This window comes from Streptomyces sp. NPDC059169, assembly GCF_042755225.1.
In the GTDB taxonomy this organism is placed as follows: Bacteria; Actinomycetota; Actinomycetes; order Streptomycetales; family Streptomycetaceae; genus Streptomyces.
Genome location: NZ_JBHZCF010000008.1, coordinates 36,300 through 60,109 on the forward strand (window position 1 = coordinate 36,300; position 23,810 = coordinate 60,109).

At 72.9% G+C, this 23,810-nt stretch carries 17 protein-coding genes; 13 read left to right on the forward strand and 4 right to left on the reverse strand.

The window, feature by feature from the left end; translation table 11 throughout:
• Nucleotides 1–25: 25 nt before the first annotated feature.
• Entirely contained in the window at nucleotides 26–550 is a 525-nt protein-coding gene (locus tag ACFXOM_RS16590; RefSeq protein ID WP_384940573.1) for a MarR family winged helix-turn-helix transcriptional regulator, read from the forward strand.
• A gap of 104 nt (nucleotides 551–654) precedes the next feature.
• On the opposite strand, the gene ACFXOM_RS16595 is transcribed toward ACFXOM_RS16590, so the two are convergent.
• The 3 genes from ACFXOM_RS16595 to ACFXOM_RS16605 are packed head-to-tail and all read right to left on the reverse strand — an operon-like array spanning nucleotide 655 to nucleotide 3,323.
• On the reverse strand, nucleotides 655–897 hold the full coding sequence (locus ACFXOM_RS16595) for a hypothetical protein (RefSeq protein WP_384940575.1): 243 nt from the start codon (nucleotides 895–897) through the stop codon (nucleotides 655–657).
• A gap of 20 nt (nucleotides 898–917) precedes the next feature.
• The gene (malQ, locus tag ACFXOM_RS16600; protein WP_385038269.1) at nucleotides 918–3,098 is read right to left on the reverse strand and encodes a 4-alpha-glucanotransferase; all 2,181 of its coding nucleotides are present in this window, start codon (nucleotides 3,096–3,098) and stop codon (nucleotides 918–920) included.
• Nucleotides 3,099–3,323, reverse strand: coding sequence for a hypothetical protein (locus tag ACFXOM_RS16605; protein ID WP_384940579.1), 225 nt, complete (start codon nucleotides 3,321–3,323; stop codon nucleotides 3,099–3,101). It lies immediately after the preceding gene.
• Nucleotides 3,324–3,563: 240 nt separating this feature from the next.
• Here ACFXOM_RS16605 and ACFXOM_RS16610 point away from each other — a divergent pair, with 240 nt between their 5' ends.
• Complete coding sequence (locus ACFXOM_RS16610) at nucleotides 3,564–6,458, forward strand: beta-N-acetylglucosaminidase domain-containing protein (protein WP_385038272.1); 2,895 nt, start codon at nucleotides 3,564–3,566, stop codon at nucleotides 6,456–6,458.
• Nucleotides 6,459–6,638: 180 nt separating this feature from the next.
• Here ACFXOM_RS16610 and ACFXOM_RS16615 read toward each other — a convergent pair whose 3' ends face one another.
• Nucleotides 6,639–7,175, reverse strand: coding sequence for an HNH endonuclease (locus ACFXOM_RS16615; protein ID WP_384940583.1), 537 nt, complete (start codon nucleotides 7,173–7,175; stop codon nucleotides 6,639–6,641).
• A gap of 227 nt (nucleotides 7,176–7,402) precedes the next feature.
• Here ACFXOM_RS16615 and ACFXOM_RS16620 point away from each other — a divergent pair, with 227 nt between their 5' ends.
• From ACFXOM_RS16620 to ACFXOM_RS16670, 11 genes are all read left to right on the forward strand, one after another.
• Nucleotides 7,403–8,500: a mechanosensitive ion channel family protein gene (locus ACFXOM_RS16620; protein WP_384940585.1), complete on the forward strand. Its 1,098-nt coding sequence runs from the start codon at nucleotides 7,403–7,405 to the stop codon at nucleotides 8,498–8,500.
• A gap of 318 nt (nucleotides 8,501–8,818) precedes the next feature.
• Complete coding sequence (locus tag ACFXOM_RS16625; RefSeq protein ID WP_384940587.1) at nucleotides 8,819–9,991, forward strand: ROK family protein; 1,173 nt, start codon at nucleotides 8,819–8,821, stop codon at nucleotides 9,989–9,991.
• A gap of 295 nt (nucleotides 9,992–10,286) precedes the next feature.
• Entirely contained in the window at nucleotides 10,287–11,552 is a 1,266-nt protein-coding gene (locus ACFXOM_RS16630) for a 6-phospho-beta-glucosidase (RefSeq protein ID WP_384940589.1), read from the forward strand.
• Nucleotides 11,543–12,529 carry an N-acetylglucosamine kinase gene (locus ACFXOM_RS16635; protein ID WP_384940590.1) on the forward strand — a complete coding sequence of 329 codons (987 nt, stop codon included), beginning with the start codon at nucleotides 11,543–11,545 and terminating at the stop codon, nucleotides 12,527–12,529. The genes ACFXOM_RS16630 and ACFXOM_RS16635 overlap by 10 nt, the downstream gene beginning before the upstream one ends.
• A gap of 488 nt (nucleotides 12,530–13,017) precedes the next feature.
• Nucleotides 13,018–14,460, forward strand: coding sequence for a hypothetical protein (locus tag ACFXOM_RS16640; RefSeq protein ID WP_384940592.1), 1,443 nt, complete (start codon nucleotides 13,018–13,020; stop codon nucleotides 14,458–14,460).
• An 11-nt stretch (nucleotides 14,461–14,471) separates the two neighbouring features.
• Nucleotides 14,472–15,512 (forward strand): glutamate ABC transporter substrate-binding protein, encoded by a 1,041-nt coding sequence (locus tag ACFXOM_RS16645; RefSeq protein WP_384945496.1) that lies wholly within the window; start codon nucleotides 14,472–14,474, stop codon nucleotides 15,510–15,512.
• Nucleotides 15,513–15,601: 89 nt separating this feature from the next.
• Entirely contained in the window at nucleotides 15,602–16,909 is a 1,308-nt protein-coding gene (locus ACFXOM_RS16650) for a hypothetical protein (RefSeq protein ID WP_384945494.1), read from the forward strand.
• A gap of 235 nt (nucleotides 16,910–17,144) precedes the next feature.
• Nucleotides 17,145–19,775 carry a tetratricopeptide repeat protein gene (locus tag ACFXOM_RS16655; RefSeq protein ID WP_384940646.1) on the forward strand — a complete coding sequence of 877 codons (2,631 nt, stop codon included), beginning with the start codon at nucleotides 17,145–17,147 and terminating at the stop codon, nucleotides 19,773–19,775.
• 3 nt (nucleotides 19,776–19,778) lie between these two features.
• Nucleotides 19,779–21,110, forward strand: a complete 1,332-nt coding sequence (locus ACFXOM_RS16660) for a protein phosphatase 2C domain-containing protein (protein ID WP_384945492.1) — start codon at nucleotides 19,779–19,781, stop codon at nucleotides 21,108–21,110.
• A 98-nt stretch (nucleotides 21,111–21,208) separates the two neighbouring features.
• Nucleotides 21,209–22,567, forward strand: coding sequence for a VWA domain-containing protein (locus tag ACFXOM_RS16665; RefSeq protein ID WP_384940599.1), 1,359 nt, complete (start codon nucleotides 21,209–21,211; stop codon nucleotides 22,565–22,567).
• 69 nt (nucleotides 22,568–22,636) lie between these two features.
• Nucleotides 22,637–23,803 carry an FHA domain-containing protein gene (locus tag ACFXOM_RS16670; RefSeq protein WP_385038275.1) on the forward strand — a complete coding sequence of 389 codons (1,167 nt, stop codon included), beginning with the start codon at nucleotides 22,637–22,639 and terminating at the stop codon, nucleotides 23,801–23,803.
• Nucleotides 23,804–23,810: the final 7 nt, after the last annotated feature.

Below are 23,810 nucleotides of genomic sequence, written 5' to 3' on the forward strand. Positions count from 1 at the left end.
TGAACGAGGACGCAGACTGGGACCCATGACCTCGATGCCCGAAGGCCGCGATCCGGCCGCACAGGACCCGGTGGACGCGATCACCGCGCAGTGGGCCGACGTGCGTCCCGAACTCGACACGCTCCCGATGGCCGTCTTCGGACGGATCTACCGGCTCTCGCACGCCATGGCGCTGCGGATGGACGAGGCGTACGCCCCCTTCGGCATCTCGCGGGGCGATTTCGACGTCCTGGCCACCCTGCGCCGCTCGGGCGAGCCGTTCACGCTCTCGCCGCGGCAGCTGTCAGCCACGCTGATGCTGACCACGGGAGGAATGACCGGGCGGCTGGACCGGCTGGAGAAGGCGGAGCTCGTCAGCCGCAACCCCGATCCGCACGACCGGCGGGCGCTGCGGGTGACGCTCAGCGACCGGGGCCGCGAACTGGTGGACGGGGCCGTGGTGGCCGGACTGGCGGCACAGCGACAAGCGCTGGACTCGGCCCTCGACAGGAAGGAGGCCGAGGAGCTCGCCGGACTGCTGAGGAAGCTGCTCGGCCCGCTGGGGGCATGAAGCCCCAGGACATGACGGAGGGCGCCGCACGGCTGTGTGCCGTGCGGCGCCCTCAGGGGTGCGCGGTCCCGGTGAAGGGACGCGCGCCCAGGAAGTCGTGGGTGTCAGGCCTGCTTCTTCTTGGGCCTGTCGGACTTGTCGAGGACCATCACCAGACCCGCGATCAGCAGGAACAGGACGATCGGCGTCACGACGAACAGACCGAGCGTCTGGGCCACGCTCAGGCCGGGACCCGGGTCGTCGCCGTCGTCGCGGGTCAGCGCGAGCGCGGGGGACGACATCAGCAGCATCATCAGCGTCGTACCGGCCGCGACGGCGCCGGTTCGCAGGGCGTTCTTCTTGTCCACGGTGCAAACGTAGCGAACGGCTAGGAGCGACGCGCGCCCGGGGTGCCCGTACAGGGTCCGGGTGCGGGACGGAAGATCTCCATCAGTCCGTGCAACCGGGGCGACGCAGCCAGGTCCTCCAGGCACATCGGACGTCCGCTGGCGTCCGCGACGGGCAGCCGCCAGTTCGGGTACTGGTCCCACGTCCCGGGAAGGTTCTGCGGCCGCCGGTCGCCGACCGCGTCCGGCAGCCAGACCCCCACCATCCGGGCCGGGGTGCGCAGGAGGAACCGGTAGACCGCCCGGATCTCGCCCTCCTCGTCGTGGGTGCCCTCCGGCAGCAGGCCGAGTGCGGCGAGCCGGTCCCGCCACTCCGCGACCTCCGCACGGTCCTCGGTCCGCTCCCGCTCCAGCGGCCGGGAGAGCAGCCCCAGCCGATGACGCAGCACCAGGTGTTCCCCCCTGAGACGGGCCGCGGTGGACGGCAGGTCATGGGTGGTCGCCGTCGCCACGCAGTTCTCGCGCCAGCCCTCCGGGGGCAGCGGCCTGCGGGTGCCCGCCCAGTCGCGCTCGAACCAGAGCACCGACGTCCCGAGCACGCCCCGCCGGGCGAGCGACTCGCGGACGCCGGGCTCGACCGTGCCGAGATCCTCCCCTATCACCACGGCGCGCGCACGGTGCGCCTCCAGGACGAGCACCGCGAGCATCGCCTCGGCGTCGTAGCGGACGTACGTGCCCTCCGTCGGCTCGACACCGTTCGGTACCCACCAGAGCCTGAACAACCCCATGACGTGGTCCAGGCGCAGCGCCCCGGCATGCCTCAGCAACCCTCGCAGCAGCCCGCGGTAGGGGGCGTACCCGGTGGCGGCGAGGACATCGGGGCGCCACGGGGGCAAGCCCCAGTCCTGGCCCCGCGCGTTGAAGGCGTCGGGCGGCGCCCCGATCGAGATCCCCGGGGCGAACGCGTCCTGCTGCGCCCAGGCGTCCGCACCGCCCGGGTGCACCCCGACGGCGAGGTCGTGGACGATGCCCACCGCCATGCCGGCGTCCCGGGCCGCGCGCGAGGCGGCGGCCAGTTGCTCGTCGGTCAGCCAGGCGAGCCGGCAGTGGAAGTCAACGCGGTCCATCAGCTCACCGCGGGCGCGTGCCGTCTCGGCCGAGAGCGGGTCGCGCAGACCGGCCGGCCAGGCGTGCCAGTCCGAGCCGTACACCTCGGCGAGTGCGCACCAGGTGGCGTAATCGTCGAGTGCCCGCCCCTGAGCGGCGAGGAACGCACAGTAGGCGGCCCTCCTGCCGGGCCCGAGCGGGACCCGCAGCACCAGCTCCAGCGCGCGGAGCTTGAGCTCCCACACCGCGTCACGGTCGATCAGCGCGCCCTTCTCCAGGACGGACACGCGCAGCACCGCCGCCTTCTCCAGCAGGGCGTCCAGCCGCACCCGGTCCCTGCCCGTGACGTACGCGTACTCGGGGACGTCCTCGATCCTCAGGTGCACCGGGTCCGGGAAGCGTCGCGACGACGGCCGATACGGAGAGGGGTCGGTGGGCGCGCCGGGCACGGCCGCGTGCAACGGATTGATCTGGACGAACCCGGCGCCGAGATCGTGCCCCGCCCACGCCGCCAATTCGCGGAGGTCGCCCAGGTCGCCCATCCCCCAGGAACGGCTGGACAGCAGGGAGTAGAGCTGGACCAGGAACCCGTGCTGGCGACCTTCCGGTCGCGCGAGGACGGAGGGGGCGACGATCAGGGTCGCCCGTGCGTCCCGCCCGTCCCGGGTGCACACGGTCAATCGGTGCACCCCGTGGGGGAGCCGGCCCCAGTGGGAGGGAGGCGGCTCGGCACCCGCGCTGCCGCACCCGGGTCCCGGGGACCGCCCGGCCCGGTCGGCTGGCGCATCGCCGTGCGGAGCGGCGCCCTCGCGCCACTCGACGGTCACCCCGTCCTCCGTCAGTACCCGCAGCAGCGTGCCGGAAGGGAGGGCGCCGACCGCGGCGGGCGGCGCGTCGAGGGGGAGCCACACGACGACCGTCGGCGGGAGCAGCGTGCCGGTCGCGACCGGCGCCGCATCGAGGGCGGCGCGCACCGCCTGCGGGGTGGAGGCGTCCACGCCCAGCGCGGCGAGCACGGCGACGACGGTTGAGTCGGGGACGGGAACGGTGGCGCCCGGCGACGGGGCGTACGACGTGGCGACACCGTGTAACGCGGCCAGCCGGGCCAGGCCCATTCAGACTCCTGGGGACTCCGAGCCTCCGGCGGTGCCGGGAGCGGTGGGTTCGCTGGTGAGCGGAACGGCGTAGGCGAGGGGGGGTTCGCTGGTGAGGGGGGCAACCTCGGCGAGCGGGGGCTCGCTGGTCAGGGGCGCGGCGTCGGCGAGCGGGGGCTCGCTGGTCAGCGGACCGGGCACCTGTTTGGACAGGGCAGAGAGCAGGAGCTGTGCAGAAGCGGCCACTGGAGGCCTCCCAACGGTGGACAACCGGACATAGCAGCCCTACCCATAAGGCACGGCCGCAGACGTACACCACTCACCATCGTGTTCCGTGTCACATTCTGCTCCACGTGCGGAAGTTGGACGCCCTTCGCGCGCCGACACGCAAACACGACACAACCGGCACCCGGATTGACACGTTCACCACACCGGTGGTGGGCTCGAATCCATTGAGGCGGGAGCGGGGGGCGAGGGGAGTCACGCGTGCGGTTCGGGCACAGGAAGCAAACGGCGACCGCGGTGGCCGTGGCCGTGATGGGCGGGCTCCTCGGCACGGCCCCGGCCGTCGCAGCCCCGCACGTACCGGGGGCCCCCACCGCCGCCGTTCCCGAACGCGAGGACGCCGCGTCGCTCCCCGCCGTCTGGCCCCGGCCGCAGTCCCTGAAGGCCAACGGTCGTGCCGTGCCGCTCGGCGAGGAGGTCACCCTCCTGGTCGGTGCGGGCGCCGATCCGTACGCCGTCGATGTCGTACGCGAGCTGCTGCGCGCCGCGGGCGTCCGGACGGTCCACGCCTCGCTGCCGGGTCGCGGCACCGTGCTCCATCTCGGCGACAGTGGTGCGCAGGAGGCACTGCGCGCCCTGCGCGCGGCCGAACGCGCCGATCTGCCCGACGGCGGCTACCGCATCGCCGTGGGCCGTGTCGCCGGCCGGGAGACCGTCGCCGTCGACGGCGTCGGAGCGGACGGGCTGTTCCACGGGGCCCAGACGCTGCGGCAGTTGGTCACGGGCCGTTCCATCGCCGGGGTCATCGTTCGCGACTGGCCGGGCACCGCCGTCCGTGGCACCTCGGAGGGCTTCTACGGGCAGCCGTGGAGCCGTGAACAGCGCCTGGCGCAGCTCGACTTCATGGGCCGCACCAAGCAGAACCGGTACCTGTACGCGCCGGGCGACGACCCGTTCCGGCAGGCCCGCTGGCGCGAGCCGTACCCCGCGGGCCAGCGCGCCGAGTTCCGCGACCTCGCAGAGCGGGCCCGCCGCAACCACGTGACGCTCGCCTGGGCCGTCGCACCCGCCCAGTCGATGTGCCTGGCCTCGGCGGACGACGTCAAGGCGCTCAAGCGCAAGATCGACGCCATGTGGGCGCTCGGAGTGCGCGCCTTCCAACTGCAGTTCCAGGACGTCAGCTACAGCGAGTGGCACTGCGACCGGGACTCCGACACCTTCGGCTCGGGCCCCGAAGCCGCGGCGAAGGCACACGCGAGGCTGGCGGGCGAGGTGGCACGCCACCTCGCCGACCGCCATCCCGGAGCGGCGCCGCTCACGGTCATGCCGACCGAGTTCTACCAGGACGGTGCGACCGACTACCGCACGGCGCTCGCCGCGGAGCTCGACGCCCGGGTGCAGGTCGCCTGGACGGGGGTGGGGGTCGTACCGCGGACCATCACCGGACGAGAGCTCGCCGGCGCCCGCGAGGTGTTCCGGCACCCGGTGGTGACCGTGGACAACTACCCGGTCAACGACTACGCACAGGACCGCATCTTCCTCGGCCCGTACACCGGCCGCGAACCGGCGGTGGCGACCGGCTCGGCGGCACTGCTCGCCAATGCGATGGAACAGGCGACCGCGTCCCGCATCCCGTTGTTCACCGCCGCGGACTACGCGTGGAACCCCAAGGGGTACCAGCCGCAGGAATCCTGGCGGGCGGCGATCAACGACCTCGCGGGCGACGACGCGAAAACCCGTGAGGCGCTCGCCGCGCTCGCCGGGAACCACGCCTCCTCCCTCCTCGACACCGACGAGTCCCCGTACCTGAGGCCACTGCTTGCCGAGTTCTGGCGGACCCGCAGCACCGCCGACGCGACCGCGCGGGACCGTTCGGCGCAGCGGCTGCGGGCGGCCTTCACCGTGATGCGTGAGGCACCGCAGCGCCTCGGCGGGCTCGGCGCCGAAGTTGGTCCCTGGGTGGAGCAGCTGGCACGGTACGGCCAGGCCGGCGAACTGGCCGTCGACATGCTCCAGGCCCAGTCCCTCGGCGACGGCGCGAAGGCGTGGCGGGCGTCGCTGGCCCTCCAGCCGCTGCGCGGGGAGATCGCCGAACAGCACGTCACGGTCGGGAAGGGCGTGCTCGACCCGTTCCTGAGCCGGGCGGCGAAGGAGTCGGCGGCATGGACCGGGGCGGACCGCAGGGCCGGGGCCGTCACCCGCACCACCGACACGCACACGGTACGGCTGGACCGCGCCCGCCCGGTCGAAGCGGTGACGGCCATGGCCGAGCCGGGCCAGGACGGCTCGAACGGCGTGCTGGAGGCACACGTTCCCGGCAGCGGCTGGCGCCGCCTCGGCCCGCTCACGCCATCGGGCTGGACCCAGAGCAGGACGGATGGGCTGCGCGCGGACGCGCTCCGCATCGTCGGGGCGTCCGGCGTGCACGCACTCGTCCCGTGGTTCGGGGACGAACCGCAGGCGCGCCTCGAACTCGCGCGAGGCGAACTGGACACGGAGATCGGCGGACGCCCGCAGCGCTTCGACGCCTTCGTCTCGGCGCGGCGGCCCGACGAGGTGCGCGGGGCCCTCTCGGTGCGCTCGCCGAAGGGGATCCAGGTGACCGTGCCACCGCAGACCCGGGTGCCCCGGGGCACCCGCACAGCGGTGCCCGTGGAGGTGAGCGTCCCCGCGACGACCCCGGCCGGCGAGTACGAGGTGCCCTTCACCTTCGGCGACGAGGAACGCACCCTGACCGTCCGCGCCTACCCGAGGACCGGCGGCCGGGACCTGCTGCGCACTGCAACCGCCTCGTCGTCCGGCGACGAGACGGCGGACTTCCCCGCCTCCGCGGCGATCGACGGCGACCCGTCCACCCGTTGGTCCTCACCCGCGGAGGACGGCGCCTGGTGGCAGGCGGAACTGCCGCAGCAGGTGCGCCTCGGCCAGGTCGTCCTGCGCTGGCAGGACGCCCACGCTTCGCGGTACCGCATCCAAGTGTCCGCCGACGGCCGGACCTGGCGCACGGCGGCTACCGTACGGGACGGCCGCGGCGGCCGTGAGTCGGTCCGCATGGACGCGCCTGGCACCCGCTTCGTCCGGGTGCAGGGCGACGCCCGTGCCACCCGATACGGCTACTCGTTGTGGTCAGTGGAGGCCTACGCCGTGACCGACTGAGCGTGACCGACCGAGGTCGGCTGACCGGGTCCGGCTGACCGGGCGGGGCGAACGGGGGCGGTGCGACCACGGGTCCGGGACCGGCCGGCCCCCTCCGGTCACGGCGAACGGCCCGCACGCAGCACGCACGGCGGGGGCCGCCGCAGCCGACCCCCGCTCCTCATGACGAGGCCCGGACCGTCAGGCGGAGATGCCGTCGATCCGGGCCATCGCGTCGTCCGCGCCGAAGGGCTGCAGGTATGGCAGCCAGCGCGGGTCCCTATGCCCTGTGCCGATGATGCGCCAGGCGAGACCGCTCGGCGGGGCGGGTTGGTGCTTCAGCCGCCAGCCCAGCTCGCGCAGGTGCCGATCGGCCTTGACGTGGTTGCAGCGGCGGCACGCGGCCACCACGTTGTCCCATACGTGCTGACCACCGCGGCTGCGCGGAATGACGTGGTCGACGCTGGTTGCGACGCCACCGCAGTACATGCAGCGGCCACCGTCGCGGGCGAACAGCGCGCGGCGGGTCAGAGGAACGGGCCCCCGGTAGGGGACCCGGACGAAGCGTTTCAGTCTGACGACACTGGGCGCGGGCATCACCCGGGTCGCACTGTGCATGAAGGCGCCGGACTCCTCGAGGCAGATGGCCTTGTTCTCGAGGACGAGGACGAGCGCGCGGCGGAGCGGTACGACGCCGAGGGGCTCGTACGACGCGTTGAGGACCAGGACATGCGGCACGGATGCCTCCTTGTACGCCGGCGGCGCGTGGCTCGCGCCGGGACGATCTGCTCTCAGTCTCTCCTCATGCCTGGTCGAAGCGCCACTACGTCCTCGTAACGGGCCGGAAGAGTTTTGTGTGCGCTCGACCACATCGTCAGGTCGCCCGGGTGAGGCACGTCTCTCCCACGGAGATAACGGCAGGGTCACGACCTGGCCCCGATAGTGTGGAGGTTCCGCGTCAACGCATGCAGATGCACGCTCCGGAGGTCACCGACGTGTCCTGGTCCGCCCAGCCGGCCACTGATCCGCAACCGAAGCCCGTTTCCCTGGACGAGGCGGCGGAAACGGCCACGAACGCCGCGGGCTGGGTGGAGGAGAACTGGGCCACCTGGCTCAGTGTCGGGCTGCGCATCCTGCTCATCGTGGTGATCGCCGTGACGCTGCGGATCGCCATCCGTCGTGCGCTCACCAAGCTCATAGACCGGATGAACCGGAGCGCCCAGGCGGTGGAGGGTACCGCCCTGGGCGGTCTGCTGGTGAACGCCGAGCGCCGGCGGCAGCGCTCCGAGGCGATCGGTTCGGTGCTCCGCTCGGTCGCGTCCTTCGTCATCCTCGGTACGGCGGCGCTCATGGTCCTGGGCGCCCTCAACATCAATCTGGCCCCGCTGCTCGCTTCGGCCGGCGTCGCCGGCGTCGCCCTGGGCTTCGGCGCCCGGAACCTGGTCACGGACTTCCTGTCCGGTGTCTTCATGATCCTCGAGGACCAGTACGGCGTCGGGGACACGGTCGACGCCGGGGTCGCCTCCGGCGAGGTGATCGAGGTCGGACTGCGCGTGACGAAGCTCCGCGGGGACAACGGCGAGATCTGGTACGTCCGCAACGGCGAGGTGAAGCGCATCGGCAACCTCAGCCAGGGCTGGTCGACCGCCTCCGTGGACGTCACGGTCCGTCCGACCGAGCAACTGGACACCGTCCGCGCCGTGATCGACGGCGCCGCCGCGGCGATGGCCAAGGACGAGCCGTGGAACGAACGACTGTGGGGCTCGGTCGAGGTCCTGGGGTTGACCGAGGTGCGACTGGACTCGATGACGGTCTCGGTCTCCGCGAAGACCATGCCGGGCAAGGCCCTGAGCGTGGAGCGCGAGCTACGCTGGCGGATCAAGCGGGCGTTCGACGAGGCCGGCATCCGCATCGTCGGCGACACGCCCCCCACGGCCGGGGACGAGCCGCCCGCCAAGGACGCGACGGCCGGCATGGCGGCGCCGTCGGCGTACTCCTCGGCGACCTCGCCGCAGTCGATCGCGGCGTCGCCCATCGCCCCGCCCACGCCGCTGTCGAAGTGAGCTGCGTCCCAGGGCCCCGGGCGGACCCACCGCGCAGGTGAGGGTCGAGCACGGAACGCCTGCTGATCCTCCCCGGACGCGCCACGGGTCCCCTCCGCGCCGCGGGGCCTCGCCCGGATGAGCGCGCCCGCGGCCCGAAAGGGCGCCTCCGACGTGACCAGTAGGAGGTGTCCCCGGCCCCGGTAGGGGTAGTGGGCGCCCCGGGCGAACATCCCCCGCGTTTCCCGCGCCGAAGAACAGGAAACCTTCCTAACAGTGCAGGACGGCGGGAAGGGCGGGTGGATCGACGTGGCTGGGACCCCCAGTGTCCTCCGTGCCATGAACGACCGCGCCGTACTCGACCTCCTCCTGGCCGGCGGACCGTTGTCGCGGCCCAGGATCGGCGAGCTGGCCGGGCTGTCCAAGCCCACCGCCTCCCAACTGCTGGCCCGGCTGGAGGCCGCCGGGCTGGTCGTCGCGACCGGAACGACCGAGGGCCGACCCGGCCCCGGTGCGCGGCTGTACGCCATCGAGCCGCGCGCCGCGTACGCCGCGGGGCTCGACGTGACCCCTCGGCGGATCCGGGCGGCCGTCGCCGACCTCACCGGTTCGGTGGCCGGGGAGTACGTGGTCAGGACGCCGGGCCGGCGAGCCGACGCGGTGGTCCGGCAGGTGACCGAGGCCCTCGACGGGGCGGTGGAGGTCGCCGGGATCCCCCGACGCGCGGTGCGCCGGCTGGTGGTCGGCACCCCCGGTGCGTTCGACCCGTCCACGGGGCGGCTGCGGTACGCGTCCCACCTCCCCGGGTGGCACGCCCCCGCGCTGCTCGACGAGTTGGCCGCGGCGCTGCCCGCGCCGGTGGAGTACGAGAACGACGTGAACCTGGTCGCAGTGGCCGAGCAGCGGCTCGGTGCAGGCCGGGGCCACGAGGACTTCGTCCTGCTGTGGAGCGGGACGGGCATCGGTGCGGCGCTCCTGATCGGAGGCCGACTGCACCGGGGCGTCACCGGGGGCGCAGGGGAGGTCGGATTCCTGCCCGTTCCGGGGACACCGCTCGCGCGGCGGGTCTCCCGCACGGGCAGCGGCGGCTTCCAGCAGTTGGCCGGGGCGCGGGCGGTGGTCCGGCTGGCCGAGGACCTCGGTGTCGAGCACGTGGGCCGCGGCCCGTGCACGCGAGTGGCAGCGGAGCTGCTGGAGCGCTCGGCGGACGCGGCGGACGCCGGTGGGGGAGGTCCCCACCACCGGCTGCTGGACTCCCACGCGACCGGGCTGGCCACCGGGCTCGCCGCGCTGGTAGCCGTACTCGATCCCGGTCTCGTCGTCCTGTCCGGCCCACTGGTCAGGGCCGGCGGGGAACCGTTGCGGAAACGGGTGGAGCGCGAACTCACCGACCTGGCCGCCGCGCGGCCGCGCCTGGTCATCGGAGAGGTGCAACGACACCCCGTGCTGCGCGGAGCACTGGAAACCGCCCTCGCCGCCACCCGGGACGAGGTCTTCGACACCTCACGCTGAGACCGGCCCACCACAAGGGAGACTCCCGCCGTGCCAGGAAACCGCCCTAGGACGCCCGTCGTGCGGTCGACGCGGCGGCGTGCTGCACGGCAGCTCCACCCGCGCCGGCGCGACGCCGGAGACGGAGGTCCGGCGCCGGACCTGCCGCGGTGGCGCACCCCCGAGCGGGTTGCGCCTCGACCACCCCCGGACGGGCCGGCGAACGGCGACCACGGACACCCCCGTGACGACCGGCTTCCCCCGGTGGCACCCTCCGCCGGGGCGCCCCATCGACCCCCGTGGAGGGCTTGGACCCATGAAACTCGCAGTCGTGGGTGGCGGATCCACCTACACACCTGAGTTGGTCGACGGCTTCGCCCGGCTCCGGAACACGCTGCCGGTCGACGAACTGGTGCTCGTCGACCCCGCGGCGGACCGCCTGGAACGCGTCGGCGGACTGGCCAGACGGATCTTCACGCGACAGGGCCACCCCGGGAGGATCACCACCACCACCGACCTCGACGCGGGGGTGGCCGACGCTCGGGCCGTCCTGCTGCAACTGCGCGTGGGCGGACAGGCAGCGCGGCAGGAGGACGAGACCTGGCCGCTGGAGTGCGGCTGCGTGGGACAGGAGACGACGGGCGCGGGCGGTCTCGCCAAGGCGCTGCGCACGGTTCCGGTGGTGCTCGACATCGCCGACCGGGTGCGGCGCGCCAGCCCGGACGCCTGGATCATCGACTTCACCAACCCCGTGGGCATCGTGACGCGGGCCCTGTTGCGGGCGGGGCACAGGGCCATCGGGTTGTGCAACGTGGCGATCGGGCTGCAGCGGAAGTTCGCCGCACTGCTCCGGGTGCCCCCCGGTGAGGTCCACCTCGATCACCTCGGGCTGAACCACCTCACCTGGGAAACAGCTGTACGACTCGGCGGCCCCGAAGGTGCCGACGTGCTCCCCCTGTTGCTCGCCGGGCACGCGGAGGCACTCGCCCGGGACCTCGGGCTGCCGCGCGAGGTCCTCGACCGGCTCGGCGTGGTCCCGTCGTACTACCTGCGCTACTTCTACGCCCACGACGAGGTCGTGCGGGACCTCGCGACCAAGCCCCCACGGGCCGCGGAGGTCGCCGCACTGGAGCGGCGACTGCTGGCGATGTACGGCGATCCGGCACTCGCCGAGAAACCGGAGCTGCTCGCCAGGCGCGGCGGCGCCTACTACTCGGAGGCAGCCGTCGACCTGGCCGCCGCGCTGCTCGGCGGGGGCGGCAGCCCGTACCAGGTGGTCAACACCCGCAACAACGGCACGCTGCCGTTCCTCCCCGACCACGCGGTCGTCGAAGTGCAGGCTTCCGTGGGCCCCGAAGGTGCCGCACCGCTCACCGTGCCCCCCGTCGACCCGCTCTTCGCGGGCCTGATCGCCCACGTGTCGGCATACGAGGACCTGGCACTGGAAGCCGCCCTCCGCGGTGGCCGCGACCGGGTCTTCACCGCGCTGCTGTCCCACCCGCTGATCGGCCAGTACGCACATGCCGAGGCGCTCACCGACCGGCTGGTCGCACACAACAGGGAGCACCTTCCGTGGGCGTGAACGCTGCCGTCCTCGCCATCGACGCCGGAAACAGCAAGACCGACGTGGCGGTGGTCGGACCTGACGGGTCCTTGCTGGGAACGGCCCGCGGCGGTGGCTTCCAGCCGCAGCGGACGGGCGTCGGGGCGGCTTTCGACGCGCTCGGGACCACGGTGGAACGGGCTCTGGCCCGTGCCGGCGCCAGGCACGCCGAGCACGTCTCGGCGTGCCTCGCCGGAGCCGATCTCCCCCCGGAGGAAGCAGAGTTGTCCACGGCGCTGAGAGCACGCGCATGGGGGGTCACCTCCACGGCGCGCAACGACACCTTCGCCGTGCTGCGTGCGGGAACGGACGAACCGAGGGGCGTCGCCGTCGTGTGCGGCGCGGGCATCAACTGCGTGGGGCTGCTCCCGGACGGCCGGACCGCACGTTTCCCCGCTGTCGGCACCATCTCCGGCGACTGGGGCGGAGGTGCCGGACTCGCGGACGAGGCCCTGTGGTTCGCGGCGCGGGCCGACGACGGGCGGGGCGACCCGACGCAGCTGGCTCGCACGCTGCCGCGGCACTTCGGGATGCCCACGATGTACGCGTTGATCGAGGCCCTGCACCTTCGGCACATCCCCGCTTCCCGCAAGCAGGAACTCACCCCGGTCCTCTTCGCCACAAGCGAGGGCGGTGACGCGGTCGCCCAGGCGATCGTCGATCGGCTCGCGGACGAGGTGGTCGCCCTGTCGGTCGTCGCACTGGGCCGGCTCGGGTTGTCGGACGAGGCCGCCCCGGTGGTGCTCGGCGGCGCAGTCCTCGCCGCCCGTCACCCGCGGCTTGACGCAGGGATCGTCGAACGCCTCGCCGTGCGCGCACCGCATGCCGACCTGACCGTCGTAACGGCTCCCCCGGTGCTGGGCGCGGCACTCCTCGGGCTGGACCACCTCGGCGTGCCCGCGCCGCCGCAGGCGCGTCTGCGCGCGCACTTCGGCCGGGTTCCCTGGTCCCCGTGAATACGGATGCGCAACCGTTCACCCGTGGGACGGAGTCGCCTCGTGGTGAACGCACGGCGCCGACGGTGCGAACCGAACCTGTCCGGCGGCCCCGACGGCGTCCTGGCCGGCGGTGCGAGACGGTGCGCCCGCGGAGGAGGCCCTGGAAGGCGGCGTCCGGACGCCCCTTACCGGCGAACGCGGCGTACCGGGAACCGAGCGGCATCCCCCGACGTGTTCACGGTGGGGTCACGGGGCAGGAACACCGGACAGCACACCGACGGGAGATCGTGGGACGGGTGGGGATGCCTCCCCGCACGGTGGCGGGAAGACCGCCATGCGTCACGGATCAGCAGTGCAGGGGCAGCATTGACGCCGCAGGCCCGATGGCTCAAGATCCAGAGAATCACGGGTGTGGTCGTCCGCCCCTGCGGCCATACTGCTGGCCGGAAGCCGTTCCCGCCTGGCCGGGGGGCGGGACGTCGTCAGTGACCGAGGGGGAGGTCAAGGTGACACACACGCCGCACGCGGCAGGCCCGCAGGCGCCGCCGCTGCCGAAGGTGCCCGCGCCGCCGTGGCCGCAGCCGGGCCCGGCGTCCCAACCGTCCGCGGAGCAGTCCGCCCTGCCACCGGGCGCGCCGCCACGGCGCAGCGCCTGGGCGGAGACGACGGCGCAACTGCGCGCCGCCGCGACGACGGAGCCCGGCCGACTGCGGATCATCGGTGCCGTACTGGCCGCGCTGGTCCTCGCGTTCGGCGCCGTGTCCGCCCTCGAAGTCGCGGACCGCGCGTCCTTCGCCGACGACGTGGTGGGCCGCAGCCAGCCGCTGAGCGCGGACGCGGCCAACATCTACCGCTCGCTGGCCGACGCCGACACCGCCGCGGCGAGCGGCTTCTTGGCGGGGGCTGAGGAACCCGCAGCGGCCCGTGAGCGCTACCGCAGGGACATCGCGGGGGCCTCCCGCCTGTTGGTGAAGGCCGCCGCGACCACCGATGGTTCGAGCGAGTCGGGGCGCTGGATCGCAACGCTGAACGAGCAACTGCCCCGCTACACCGGCCTGGTCGAGCGTGCCCGCGCCAACAACCGCCAAGGACTCCCGCTGGGCGGCGCCTACCTGCGCTACGCGAACCAGCAGATGACCACCCAACTGCTCCCTGCGGCGCAGAAGCTCTACGACGCGGAGACGGCCCGCCTGCACGACGACCACGACGCCGCCCGGCTGTGGCCGTTCCTGTCCCTGAGCCTCGGTGCGGTGGCCCTGGGCGCCCTGTACGCGGCACAGCGCCGCAACTACCACCTGACGAACCGGGTGTTCAACCACGGACTGGTCGTGGCCACCGCGGCCTCCACGGTGATCGTGCTGTGGCTGGGCGTCGGTCACGCGGTCGCCAGCGCCGAGCTGAACGACGCCCGTGTGCATGGTCAGGAGTCCCTGAAGGTCCTCAACGACGCCCGGATCAGCAGCCTGAAGGCCCGGGCGAACGAGAACCTGATCCTGGTCTCGCGGGGCGCCGTGCTGACGCCGGACGGGAAGAGTGACAAGTACGAGTCCGACTACACGGCGGGCATGAACAGCCTCAGCACGTCCCTCGACCGGGCCGCGCGCCTCGCCGACGACCCCGAGGGGCTCGACCCCGTCGCGGGCGCCACGTCCGCCGTGAAGGAGTGGCGGGCCCGTCACAAGTCGGCCGGTGACACGGACAGGGCCGGTGACTACGAGGGGGCACTGGCCAAGGTGATCGGCAGCAAGGACTCCACGGGCCAGTCCTTCGACCGGGTGGACGCCGCACTCGAGAAGGCCCTCGCGCACGAGCAGACGGAGTTCACCCGGTCCGCGGAGGCCGGGCGCGGAGCGCTGACCGGTCTGCCGGTCGGTGCGGCGGTCCTCGCGGTGCTCGGCGCCCTGGGCGCGGTCCTGGGCATCGGACGCAGGCTTTCGGAGTACCGGTGAGAGGGGGAGCGATGACGATCGACGGCACGGAGCGGTCGATGACCCGGATCAGCCGCACGGTGCGTGCGCTGCGCGGCCGGGGTGGTGCTGGCTGCCTCGCCGCGGCCTGTGCGCTGACCGCCGCGGTCGCCCTCCCGCCCGCATCGGACGGCTCGGACACCCGTCCCTCCTCGGTCGCCGGGGCGGGTCGGAGCACGGCGGTGCAGACGGCGGCGGACGACTGCACGAACCCGGAGGCCTCGTTGCGGCCTTCCTCGGCGGACGGAGCGGCGGTCACCGAGATCAAGCGGCGCGGCAGGCTGGTCGTCGGCATCGACCAGAACAGCTACCGTTGGGGCTACCGCAGGGCGGACGGCAAGCTGGAGGGCTTCGACATCGATCTGGCCCGGGCGATCGCCCGGGACGTACTCGGAGACCCGGAGAAAGTCATCTTCCGAGCGATCCCCACCAACCAGCGGATCGCAGCGCTCAACAACGGCACCGTCGACATCGTCGTGCGCACGATGACCATCAACTGCAGCCGCATCAAGCAGGTCGCGTTCTCCACCGCGTACTTCCAGACCGGACAGCAGGTGCTCGCCCCCAGGAAGTCCGCGATCACCGGCTACGACGCCTCGCTGAAGGGCCGGAAGGTCTGCTCGGCGGAGGGATCGACGGCGTTCGAGGCACTGCAGAAGGAGTCGCACGGCGCGGTCTTCAAGGACGAGGACGACGGCGGAGCGGGTGACGAGGACCGGCTGACCGTCCCCAACCAGCTGGACTGCCTGGTCAGGCTCCAGCTCGGCGAGGTCGACGCCGTGGTGACGGACGCCGCCCTCGCGGCCGGCCAGGCGGCCCAGGACCCGGCCGTGGAACTGAAGGGCGACAAGCCGTTCACCACCGAGTACTACGGCGTGGCGACCAAACTGGGCAAGGACGATCTCGTCCGCCGCGTCAACAAGGTGCTCGACGACTACCGCAGGGGCCCCTGGATGCAGGCGTACGCGAAATGGCTGGAGAAGGACCTGCCCGGCATCACCGGCCCCCCTGCTCCTAAGTACCGGGACAACTGAGCCTGTTGGGATGTACTGCAGGATGTCCGGCAGAGGATCCGGCCGCGTATCGGCTGCCGGAGCCGAGAGCACGAGCGGAGAGGTGATCGATGGGCGTCGCGGGACCCCCCGGGCCGGTGATGGACCGGGACGAGGTGGACCGTGCGCTGGCGCGGCTCGGGGAGGAGCACGAGGCGATCGAGACCTCGCTGCTCGCCCTCCAGGACCACGCAGGACGCAGACTCCTGGAGGGCGCGGAGCTGACGGGCGTCACCAAGGACCGCTGGGCCTCCACCGAGCAGGCGATCACGCTGCTCTGGAGCCACTTCGACGCGTACGCCGCGGCCCTGCACTCGGCGCGTGAGGTCAGGTCCAGGCGTCGCTGGCCGAGCCGCGAGGACCTGGTCGAGCTGACGGACCGGCTGCGCGGGCCCAGCGTGACGGTCGCCGGCTCCGCGGCGCACCCGCCGTCCTCCCTCACGGGGCCGGCCAAACTCTCCGAGCGCTTCACTCTGGAGGGGCTGGTCAGTCGGATGAACACGCTCTACGCACGCTCCCTGGACGTGGTGGTGGCCGCCGACACCGTGTGGTCGGCCCTGCCCGCCCGGATCGACCTGCTCTCCGCCGAGCTGCAACGGACCCGCTCGCTGGCCCATTCGGTCGGCGTGCGGCCCGGCGAGCACCCCTCGGGCGACGATCTGGAGTCGATCACGCACGAGTTGTCCTCGCTGCGCACCCAGGTCGTGTCCGATCCGCTGGCGTTCTGGTCTCCCGCGTCGGCGAGTTCGGCCCCCGGCGGCGGTAGACCGGACACTGCTCGCTACGACCGGGCGGCACGTGCCCTGGAAGACGTGCGCCGCGAGATCGAGGCGGTCCTCGCCGTGCGGCAGGACTCCGAGGAACGGCTGTTCCGGCTCCGGGACGTGCTCTCGCGCGCGGACCGCACCCTCGCCGAGGCCCGTGCGGCGCGCGGCGAGGTGCTCGCGAAGATCGCCGCATCGGAGGTCCCCGCGGTCAGCGGTCCGCCGACCGCTCTGCAGGAACGGCTGGTCACCGCGGCGGAGTACCGGCGGCACGCCCAGTGGCACCGGTTGTCCCCGCTGCTGGAGTCCCTGGAGCGTGATGCCGACGACGAACTGTCCCGGGCCCGCGAGTCGTTGACTGCGGTGACGGCACCGCTGGCCGTCCGTGCCGAACTGCGCGGCCGGCTCGACGCGTACAGGGCGAAGGTCGCCCGGCACGGCATGGCCGAGGATCCCCTCCTGATCGAGCGCTACGACGTTGCACGGCGGATGCTGTGGAGCGCGCCCTGCGATCTGCGCGCCGCCGAGCAGGCGGTGCTCCGCTACCAGCAAGCCGCCGCGGACGTCCTGGTGCCGCGTCAGGCCGGTCCTGCCGACCACAGGGGGAACGCATGAGGTCCGCACGCGAACAGGGGGATGCATGAGTGGCGTGACGACGTGCCGGCGCCCGGGCTGCGAGGGCCGCTACGAGGACATGGGCGGGGGCGAACTCTACTGCGACACCTGCGGCCTCGCCCCGGTCGCGGAGCCGGCCGGCGAGCCTGTCGCCGCGTCGGCCCCGACCGCAGGCGGCGTCGCTGGGACCCCCTCGACGTGCCAGCGCCCGGGCTGCGAGGGCCGCTACGAGGACATGGGCGGGGGCGAACTCTACTGCGACACCTGCGGCCTCGCCCCGGTCGTCTCGGTGAACGGCTCGCTGTCCTCGCCGCCCACCGGGATCACGGGCGGTGGCAGGAGCAGCAACAGTTCCTCGGCCCGCAGTAGTTCGCGTTCCTCTCGTTCGTCGCGCTCCTCGACGTCACGGCGGTCCGTCTCGGGGCGGCTGTCCCGTTCGCTGTCCGGGCGCGTTTCCGGCCGCTCGGTGTCGGTGCGCAGCTCGGGGTCCACGTCCTCCTCGTCGGGTCGGAACCGGCTGGGCGCCGGCCTGGTAGCGGTTCCGGACGTGCCGCGACCCGATCCGCGGTCCGCGGTCATGGAGCAGCCGGAGGTACCCGAGCGGAAGCGTTTCTGCAGTCGCAGCGACTGCGGGGCGCCGGTAGGCCGTGCGCGCGGCGACCGGCCCGGCCGTACCGAAGGCTTCTGCACCAAGTGCGGCCACCCCTACTCGTTCGTGCCCAAGCTCCGCGAAGGCGACATCGTGCACGGCCAGTACGAGGTGATCGGCTGCCTGGCGCACGGCGGCCTCGGCTGGGTCTACCTCGCCGTGGACCGGGCGGTGTCCGACCGCTGGGTCGTCCTCAAGGGCCTGCTCGACACGGGCGACCAGGACGCGATGGCGGCCGCGATCTCCGAACGCCGCTTCCTCGCCGAGATCGAGCACTCCAACATCGTCCGCATCTACAACTTCGTCGAACACCTCGACCAGCGCACCGGATCCATGGACGGCTACATCGTCATGGAGTACGTCGGCGGCAAGTCCCTCAAGGAGATCGCCAACGAACGCCGCACCCCCCACGGCAAGCGCGACCCGCTACCGGTCGAGCAGGCCTGCGCGTACGGGATCGAGGCCCTGGATGCGCTCGGGCACCTGCACAGCCGCAACCTGCTGTACTGCGACTTCAAGGTGGACAACGCGATCCAGACCGAGGACCAGCTCAAGCTCATCGACATGGGCGCGGTGCGGAGGATGGACGACGACGAGTCGGCGATCTACGGCACCGTCGGCTACCAGGCGCCGGAAGTCGCCGAAGCGGGCCCGTCGGTCGCCTCGGACCTCTACACGGTGGCACGCACCCTCGCGGTACTGACCTTCGACTTCCAGGGATACACGAACGTCTTCGTGGACTCCCTCCCGGACCCCGACAACATCGAGGTGTTCCGGACGTACGAATCGTTCTACCGGCTCCTGGTACGGGCGACCGACCCCGACCCCGGCCGCCGGTTCGCTTCGGCGCAGGAGATGGCGGACCAGCTGACCGGGGTGCTCCGCGAGGTGGTCGCCCTCCAGACGGGACGTCCGCGCCCGTCGCTGTCCACGCTCTTCGGCCCGGAGGTCCGGGTCACGGACACGGAGCTGTTCGGGAAGCTGGAGGGCGGGGTGTCGGCACTCGGTGAACGGCGGACCCCGACAGGCGGCTTCCTCCGCCGATCCGCTGCTTCCGCCGCCGGTGGGACCGCTACCCCTGCAGGCTCGCCCCGCGGTGGGCGTCCCGGCGCAGGAACGGGCACGGTCAACGGCGCGGCCGGCATCGCGAACGGTCCGGCTGCGGGTGCCGCAGCGCTGAGCGGCACGGGCGCGGCGTCCGCGCCCACCCGTCCACCGACCCCGGCCGCGCTTCCGTCGCCCCGGCAGGCGGCGACCGCCCCGACGACCCCGGCCGGCGGCGCGGAAAGGTTCCTCGCGGAACTCGACGTGCGGTCGACGGCGCTCGCGCTGCCCGTGCCCCGTGTCGACCCGAACGACCCCAACGCGGGTTTCCTCGCGGGCCTGATGGCTTCGGCCCCCGCCGAGCTGATCTCCGCGCTGCACAGCGCGCCCGCGAGCTCGGTGGAACTGCGGCTGCGCGAACTACGGGCGCGCCTGGAGATGGGTGAGCTCACGTCCGCGACGACGTCCCTGGCCGATCTCGAGGCCCGTCACCCGGACGACTGGCGCATCGTCTGGTACCGCGGCATCGCCTCGCTCTGGACCGGCGACAACGAGACGGCGGCACTGTCCTTCGACGCCGTCTACGACGCCTTCCCCGGCGAGGCGGCACCCAAGTTGGCGCTCGGCGTCTGCGCCGAGGTCCTGGCACAGCTCGACAACGCCGCCGAGTACTACCGCCTGGTGTGGGCGACCGACCCGAGCTACGTCAGCGCGGCCTTCGGACTGGCCCGGGTACAGCTCGCCGCCGGCGACCGCGCCGGAGCCGTGCGTACCCTGGAATCCGTGCCCGAGGCGTCGATCCACTACACGGCCGCGCGGGTCGCGGCCGTCCGCGCGAGGCTGCGCCGACGGGCCCCGGACGACCCGCTGATCGATGATCTGACGGCCGCCGCCGACCAGGTCACCGCGCTGGACGGACTCGGGCTCGACGCGGTGCGCCGTGAGCGGCTGATGACGGAAGTCTTGGGTACGGCGCTGGACTGGGTGCTCTCCGGAAGTACCGGAGCCCGGCCGGCGAAGAGTGTCCTGCTCGGCAGCGATCTGGACGAGCGCGGTCTGCGCTTCGGGCTGGAGCGCTCGTTCCGGGTACTCGCCCGGCTCGCCGGGAACGGCGAGGAGCGCATCGAACTGGTGGAGCGGGCCAACCGTTTCCGCCCCCGGACGTGGGTGTGAGTGATGTCCCAGAAGCCCCAGCAGGCCACTTGGTCGACGTGTCCCGGCTGTGAGGAACCGCTGGAGTCCGGCGACCTGTTCTGCGGCGCGTGCGGGCACGACCTCTCGGTCGTACCCGAGCCGCAGCAGGACCACCCCACGATCGCCCTCGGCTCCCCCGCGGGCACGGAGGGCCCCGGTGCGTCCGGACGGTCGCACCGGCCGAGCGTGCTGCCGGCTGCGGACCCGGGCGGGCGCCGACCCCCGTCGACGGCCGTACCCTTCGACGAACGCGAAGCCGTGACCGGCGGTGTCGGCTCCGACGACGGGGCCGACCGGGAACGCCCCGGGGAAACGGGCCCCGCGGGGGACTCCGGCGACTTCGAGCTGGCCGCCCCCTCCTCCCGTGCGACGGGGCACGCGGAAGGCCATGCGGCCACGCCTCCCGCGGGTACCAAGCTCTGTGTCGCGTGCCGTGCCGGTCACGTCGACACCGACGGGTACTGCGAACACTGCGGCCACGCCCAGCCGCGCGAACGCGACCACGTGGAGCAGCAGCTGGACGCGGTCGCCGCCGTCAGCGACCGGGGGCTGCGCCACCACCGCAACGAGGACGCCTTCGCGGTCGTGTCGTCGGCCCTGCCCGACGGGTCCGCGGCGGTCGTCGCCATCGTCTGCGACGGGGTGTCCTCGGCGACCCGGCCCGACGACGCCTCGGCGGCGGCAGCGGGCGCGGCGAGCGAGGCGCTGAGGGAGTCCCTGCCGCGCGGCACCCATCCGCAGGCGGCGATGCACGACGCGATTCTCGCGGCCGCCTCCGCCGTCAACTCCCTCGCGTCCGAGCCCGGCCAGGCCATGGAACACGACCCGCACCGCCACCAGAACGCACCGGCGTGCACCCTGGTGGGCACGGTCGCGGCGTCCGGACTGCTGGTCGTGGGCTGGGTCGGGGACAGTCGCGCATACTGGGTGCCGGACGACCGCACGGCACCGCCCGCCCGGCTCACCGAGGACGACTCGTGGGCGGCCCAGATGGTCTCGGCGGGACTCATGAGCGAGGCCGAGGCGTACGCGGACGAGCGGGCCCACGCCATCACCGGCTGGCTCGGGGCCGACGCCTACGAAGTGGAGCCGCACACGGCGGCGTTCAAGCCGGACCGCCCCGGGGTGGTGGTGGTGTGCACCGACGGCCTGTGGAACTACGCCGAGTCCGCGCAGGAGATGGCGCAGGTCCTTCCCCCGGACGCGGCGGACCGGCCACTGCACGCGGCGCAGGTGCTGGTCGGCCACGCGCTGGACGGCGGCGGCCACGACAACGTAACAGTGGCCGTCCTCCCGTTCGCCGTGCCGAAGTGAGGGGCAGGATCGGCCTGAACGAGGCCTGAGCCCCCTTCGCCCGTCCGGACGCCCCCTGCCCTTTCTGTCTGTTGTGTGGATACAAGGAGCCAGCTCAGATGGCGAACTTCTCCAAGTCGAACGCGCCGCAGTTCTCGGTCGACGTGTACCAGAACGAGTACCTGCCGGAGGGCGGGCGGGACGTGAACGCGATCGTCACGATCACCGCCACCGGCGGGGGCACGAGCGGCGGCATCCCCGTGCCCCGGGCGTCCGCCTCCCCTGCCGGCGTGCCGGGCGGGCGGGCGGACGCGGCGGTCGTGGTCATGGTCGACTGCTCGGGCTCGATGGACTACCCCCCGACCAAGATGCGCAACGCCCGTGACGCCACCGCCGCGGCCATCGACACGCTGCGCGACGGAACGGCCTTCGCGGTCGTCGGGGGCACGCACGTGGCGACCGAGGTCTTCCCGGGCGGCGGGCGGCTCGCGACGGCCGACCCCGCGACGCGGGAGCAGGCCAAGAAGGCACTGCGCAAGCTGAGCGCCGGCGGTGGCACCGCGATCGGCACCTGGCTCCGGCTCGCCGACCGGCTGCTGAGCACGGAGGACGTAGCGATTCGGCACGGCATCCTGCTCACGGACGGCCGCAACGAACACGAATCCCCGGAGGACCTGCGAGCCGCCCTGGACGCCTGCGCCGGGCGCTTCACCTGTGACGCCCGTGGCGTCGGTACGGACTGGGAGGTCAAGGAGGTCACGGGAATCGCCTCGGCATTGCTGGGCACCGCCGACATCGTGGCCGACCCGGCCGGACTCGCCGCGGACTTCACGCAGATGATGGAGCACGCGATGGGCAAGGAGGTCGCGGACGTGGCGCTGCGGATCTGGACGCCCGTCGGCGCCGAGATCACGTTCGTCAAGCAGGTCGCCCCGTCGGTCGAGGAACTGACCGGCCGGCGCACGGACGTCGGGCCGCGCGCCGGCGACTACCCGACGGGATCGTGGGGTGACGAGTCGCGGGACTACCACGTGTGCGTCCGGGTGCCGCATGCGGGCGTCGGTCAGGAGATGCTGGCGGCCCGGGTGTCCCTGGTACTGCCCGATCCGGCGGGCGGCCCCGCACAGCCCCTTGCACAGGGCCTGGTGCGGGCGGTGTGGACGGACGACATGGCTGCCTCCACCTCGATCAATCCGCAGGTCGCGCACTACACGGGTCAGGCGGAACTGGCACAGGTCATCCAGCAGGGGCTGGATGCGCGCAAATCAGGAGACTTCGACGGCGCGACGGCGAAACTCGGCCGCGCCGTACAGCTGGCGGCGGCCTCGGGCAACGAGGACACTGCGAAATTGCTTGCGAAGGTGGTGGATGTTGTCGACGCGGCGACCGGTACTGTGCGACTGAAAGCAAAGGTCGCGGAGGCGGACGAGATGACACTCGAAACGCGCTCCACGAAGACGGTTCGCGTCAAGAAGTGACGAGAAGTATCGATAGGTAGAGCACGTCCGGTCGCGCCGATCGGACGGAGGAGAGGGGGAAGCGCCGACATGCCGACATGCCCGAACGGACACCAGTCGGGTTCCGACGACTGGTGCGAGGTCTGCGGCCATCGCATGGCCGGGGCCGGAGCTCCGGCGGGCGCGGTTCCGCCGCCTCCTCCCCCGCCTCCCGCGCCGGGGTACGGCTACCCCGGCTCCGACGCCCCGCCGCGGCCGCCCGGTTACGGCTACCCCGGTCCGGACGCCACGGCCCAGGCGGAACTGTGCCCGCAGTGCCGTACGCCGCGCGAGCCGATGGCGCCGTTCTGCGAGGAGTGCCGCTGGAACTTCCTCACGAACACGGCGACGTCGTACACCCCGCTGGCCCCGCCCGGCGGACCCGGCGGACCCAGCGGACCCAGCGCACCCGGCGGCCCCGGCGGCTCTGCACCCGGGCTCAACCTGCCGCCCGGTTTCCAGTCCCAGCAGCCGCCGCGCCCGCCGGACCCGTACGAGTACCAGGGTTCGCGCCCCTCGCAGATGAACCGTCCCGCCGAGCCGCTGACCGGTGATCCGTCGACCCAGCAGCCGCCACCCCCGCCCGGGTTCCCCCAGCAGGGGCCGCCCGGCCCCGGAGAGTTCTCGGCACCGCCCGGCCCGCCCGCGCCGCCGCCGGGATTCTCCCAGGGCCCACCGGTCCAACCCGGTTTCCCGCAGGCCGTCCCGGCCCCGCCGCAACAGCAGCAAGTCGGCACGGACGACTGGATGCTGTCGCCGCCCTCCCAGACGCAGGCCCCTCATCAGCCGGCACCGCCGCAGTACCAGGCCCCTGCGGGATGGACGGCGGTCATCGCCCCCGACCGCGAGTACTTCATGGCGATGATGCAGCGCAGCGGTCCCGAGGCGGCCGGGCTGAACCTGCCCGCTTACTCCCCGGAGCAGCAACTCCAGCTCTCCGGCAACCAGGTCAGCATCGGACGGCGCCGGCACTCCACCGGCGAGTCGCCCGACATCGACCTGTCCGTCCCCCCGGAGGACCCGGGCGTATCCCACCAGCACGCGGTCCTGGTCCAGCAGCCCGACGGCTCCTGGGCCGTGGTCGACCAGAACTCCACCAACGGCACCACCGTCAACGGCGGGGAGGACCCGATCCAGCCCTACGTACCGATTCCCCTGCAGGACGGGGACCGGGTGCACGTGGGGGCCTGGACGACGATCACCATCCGCCGGAGCTGACGGCCCA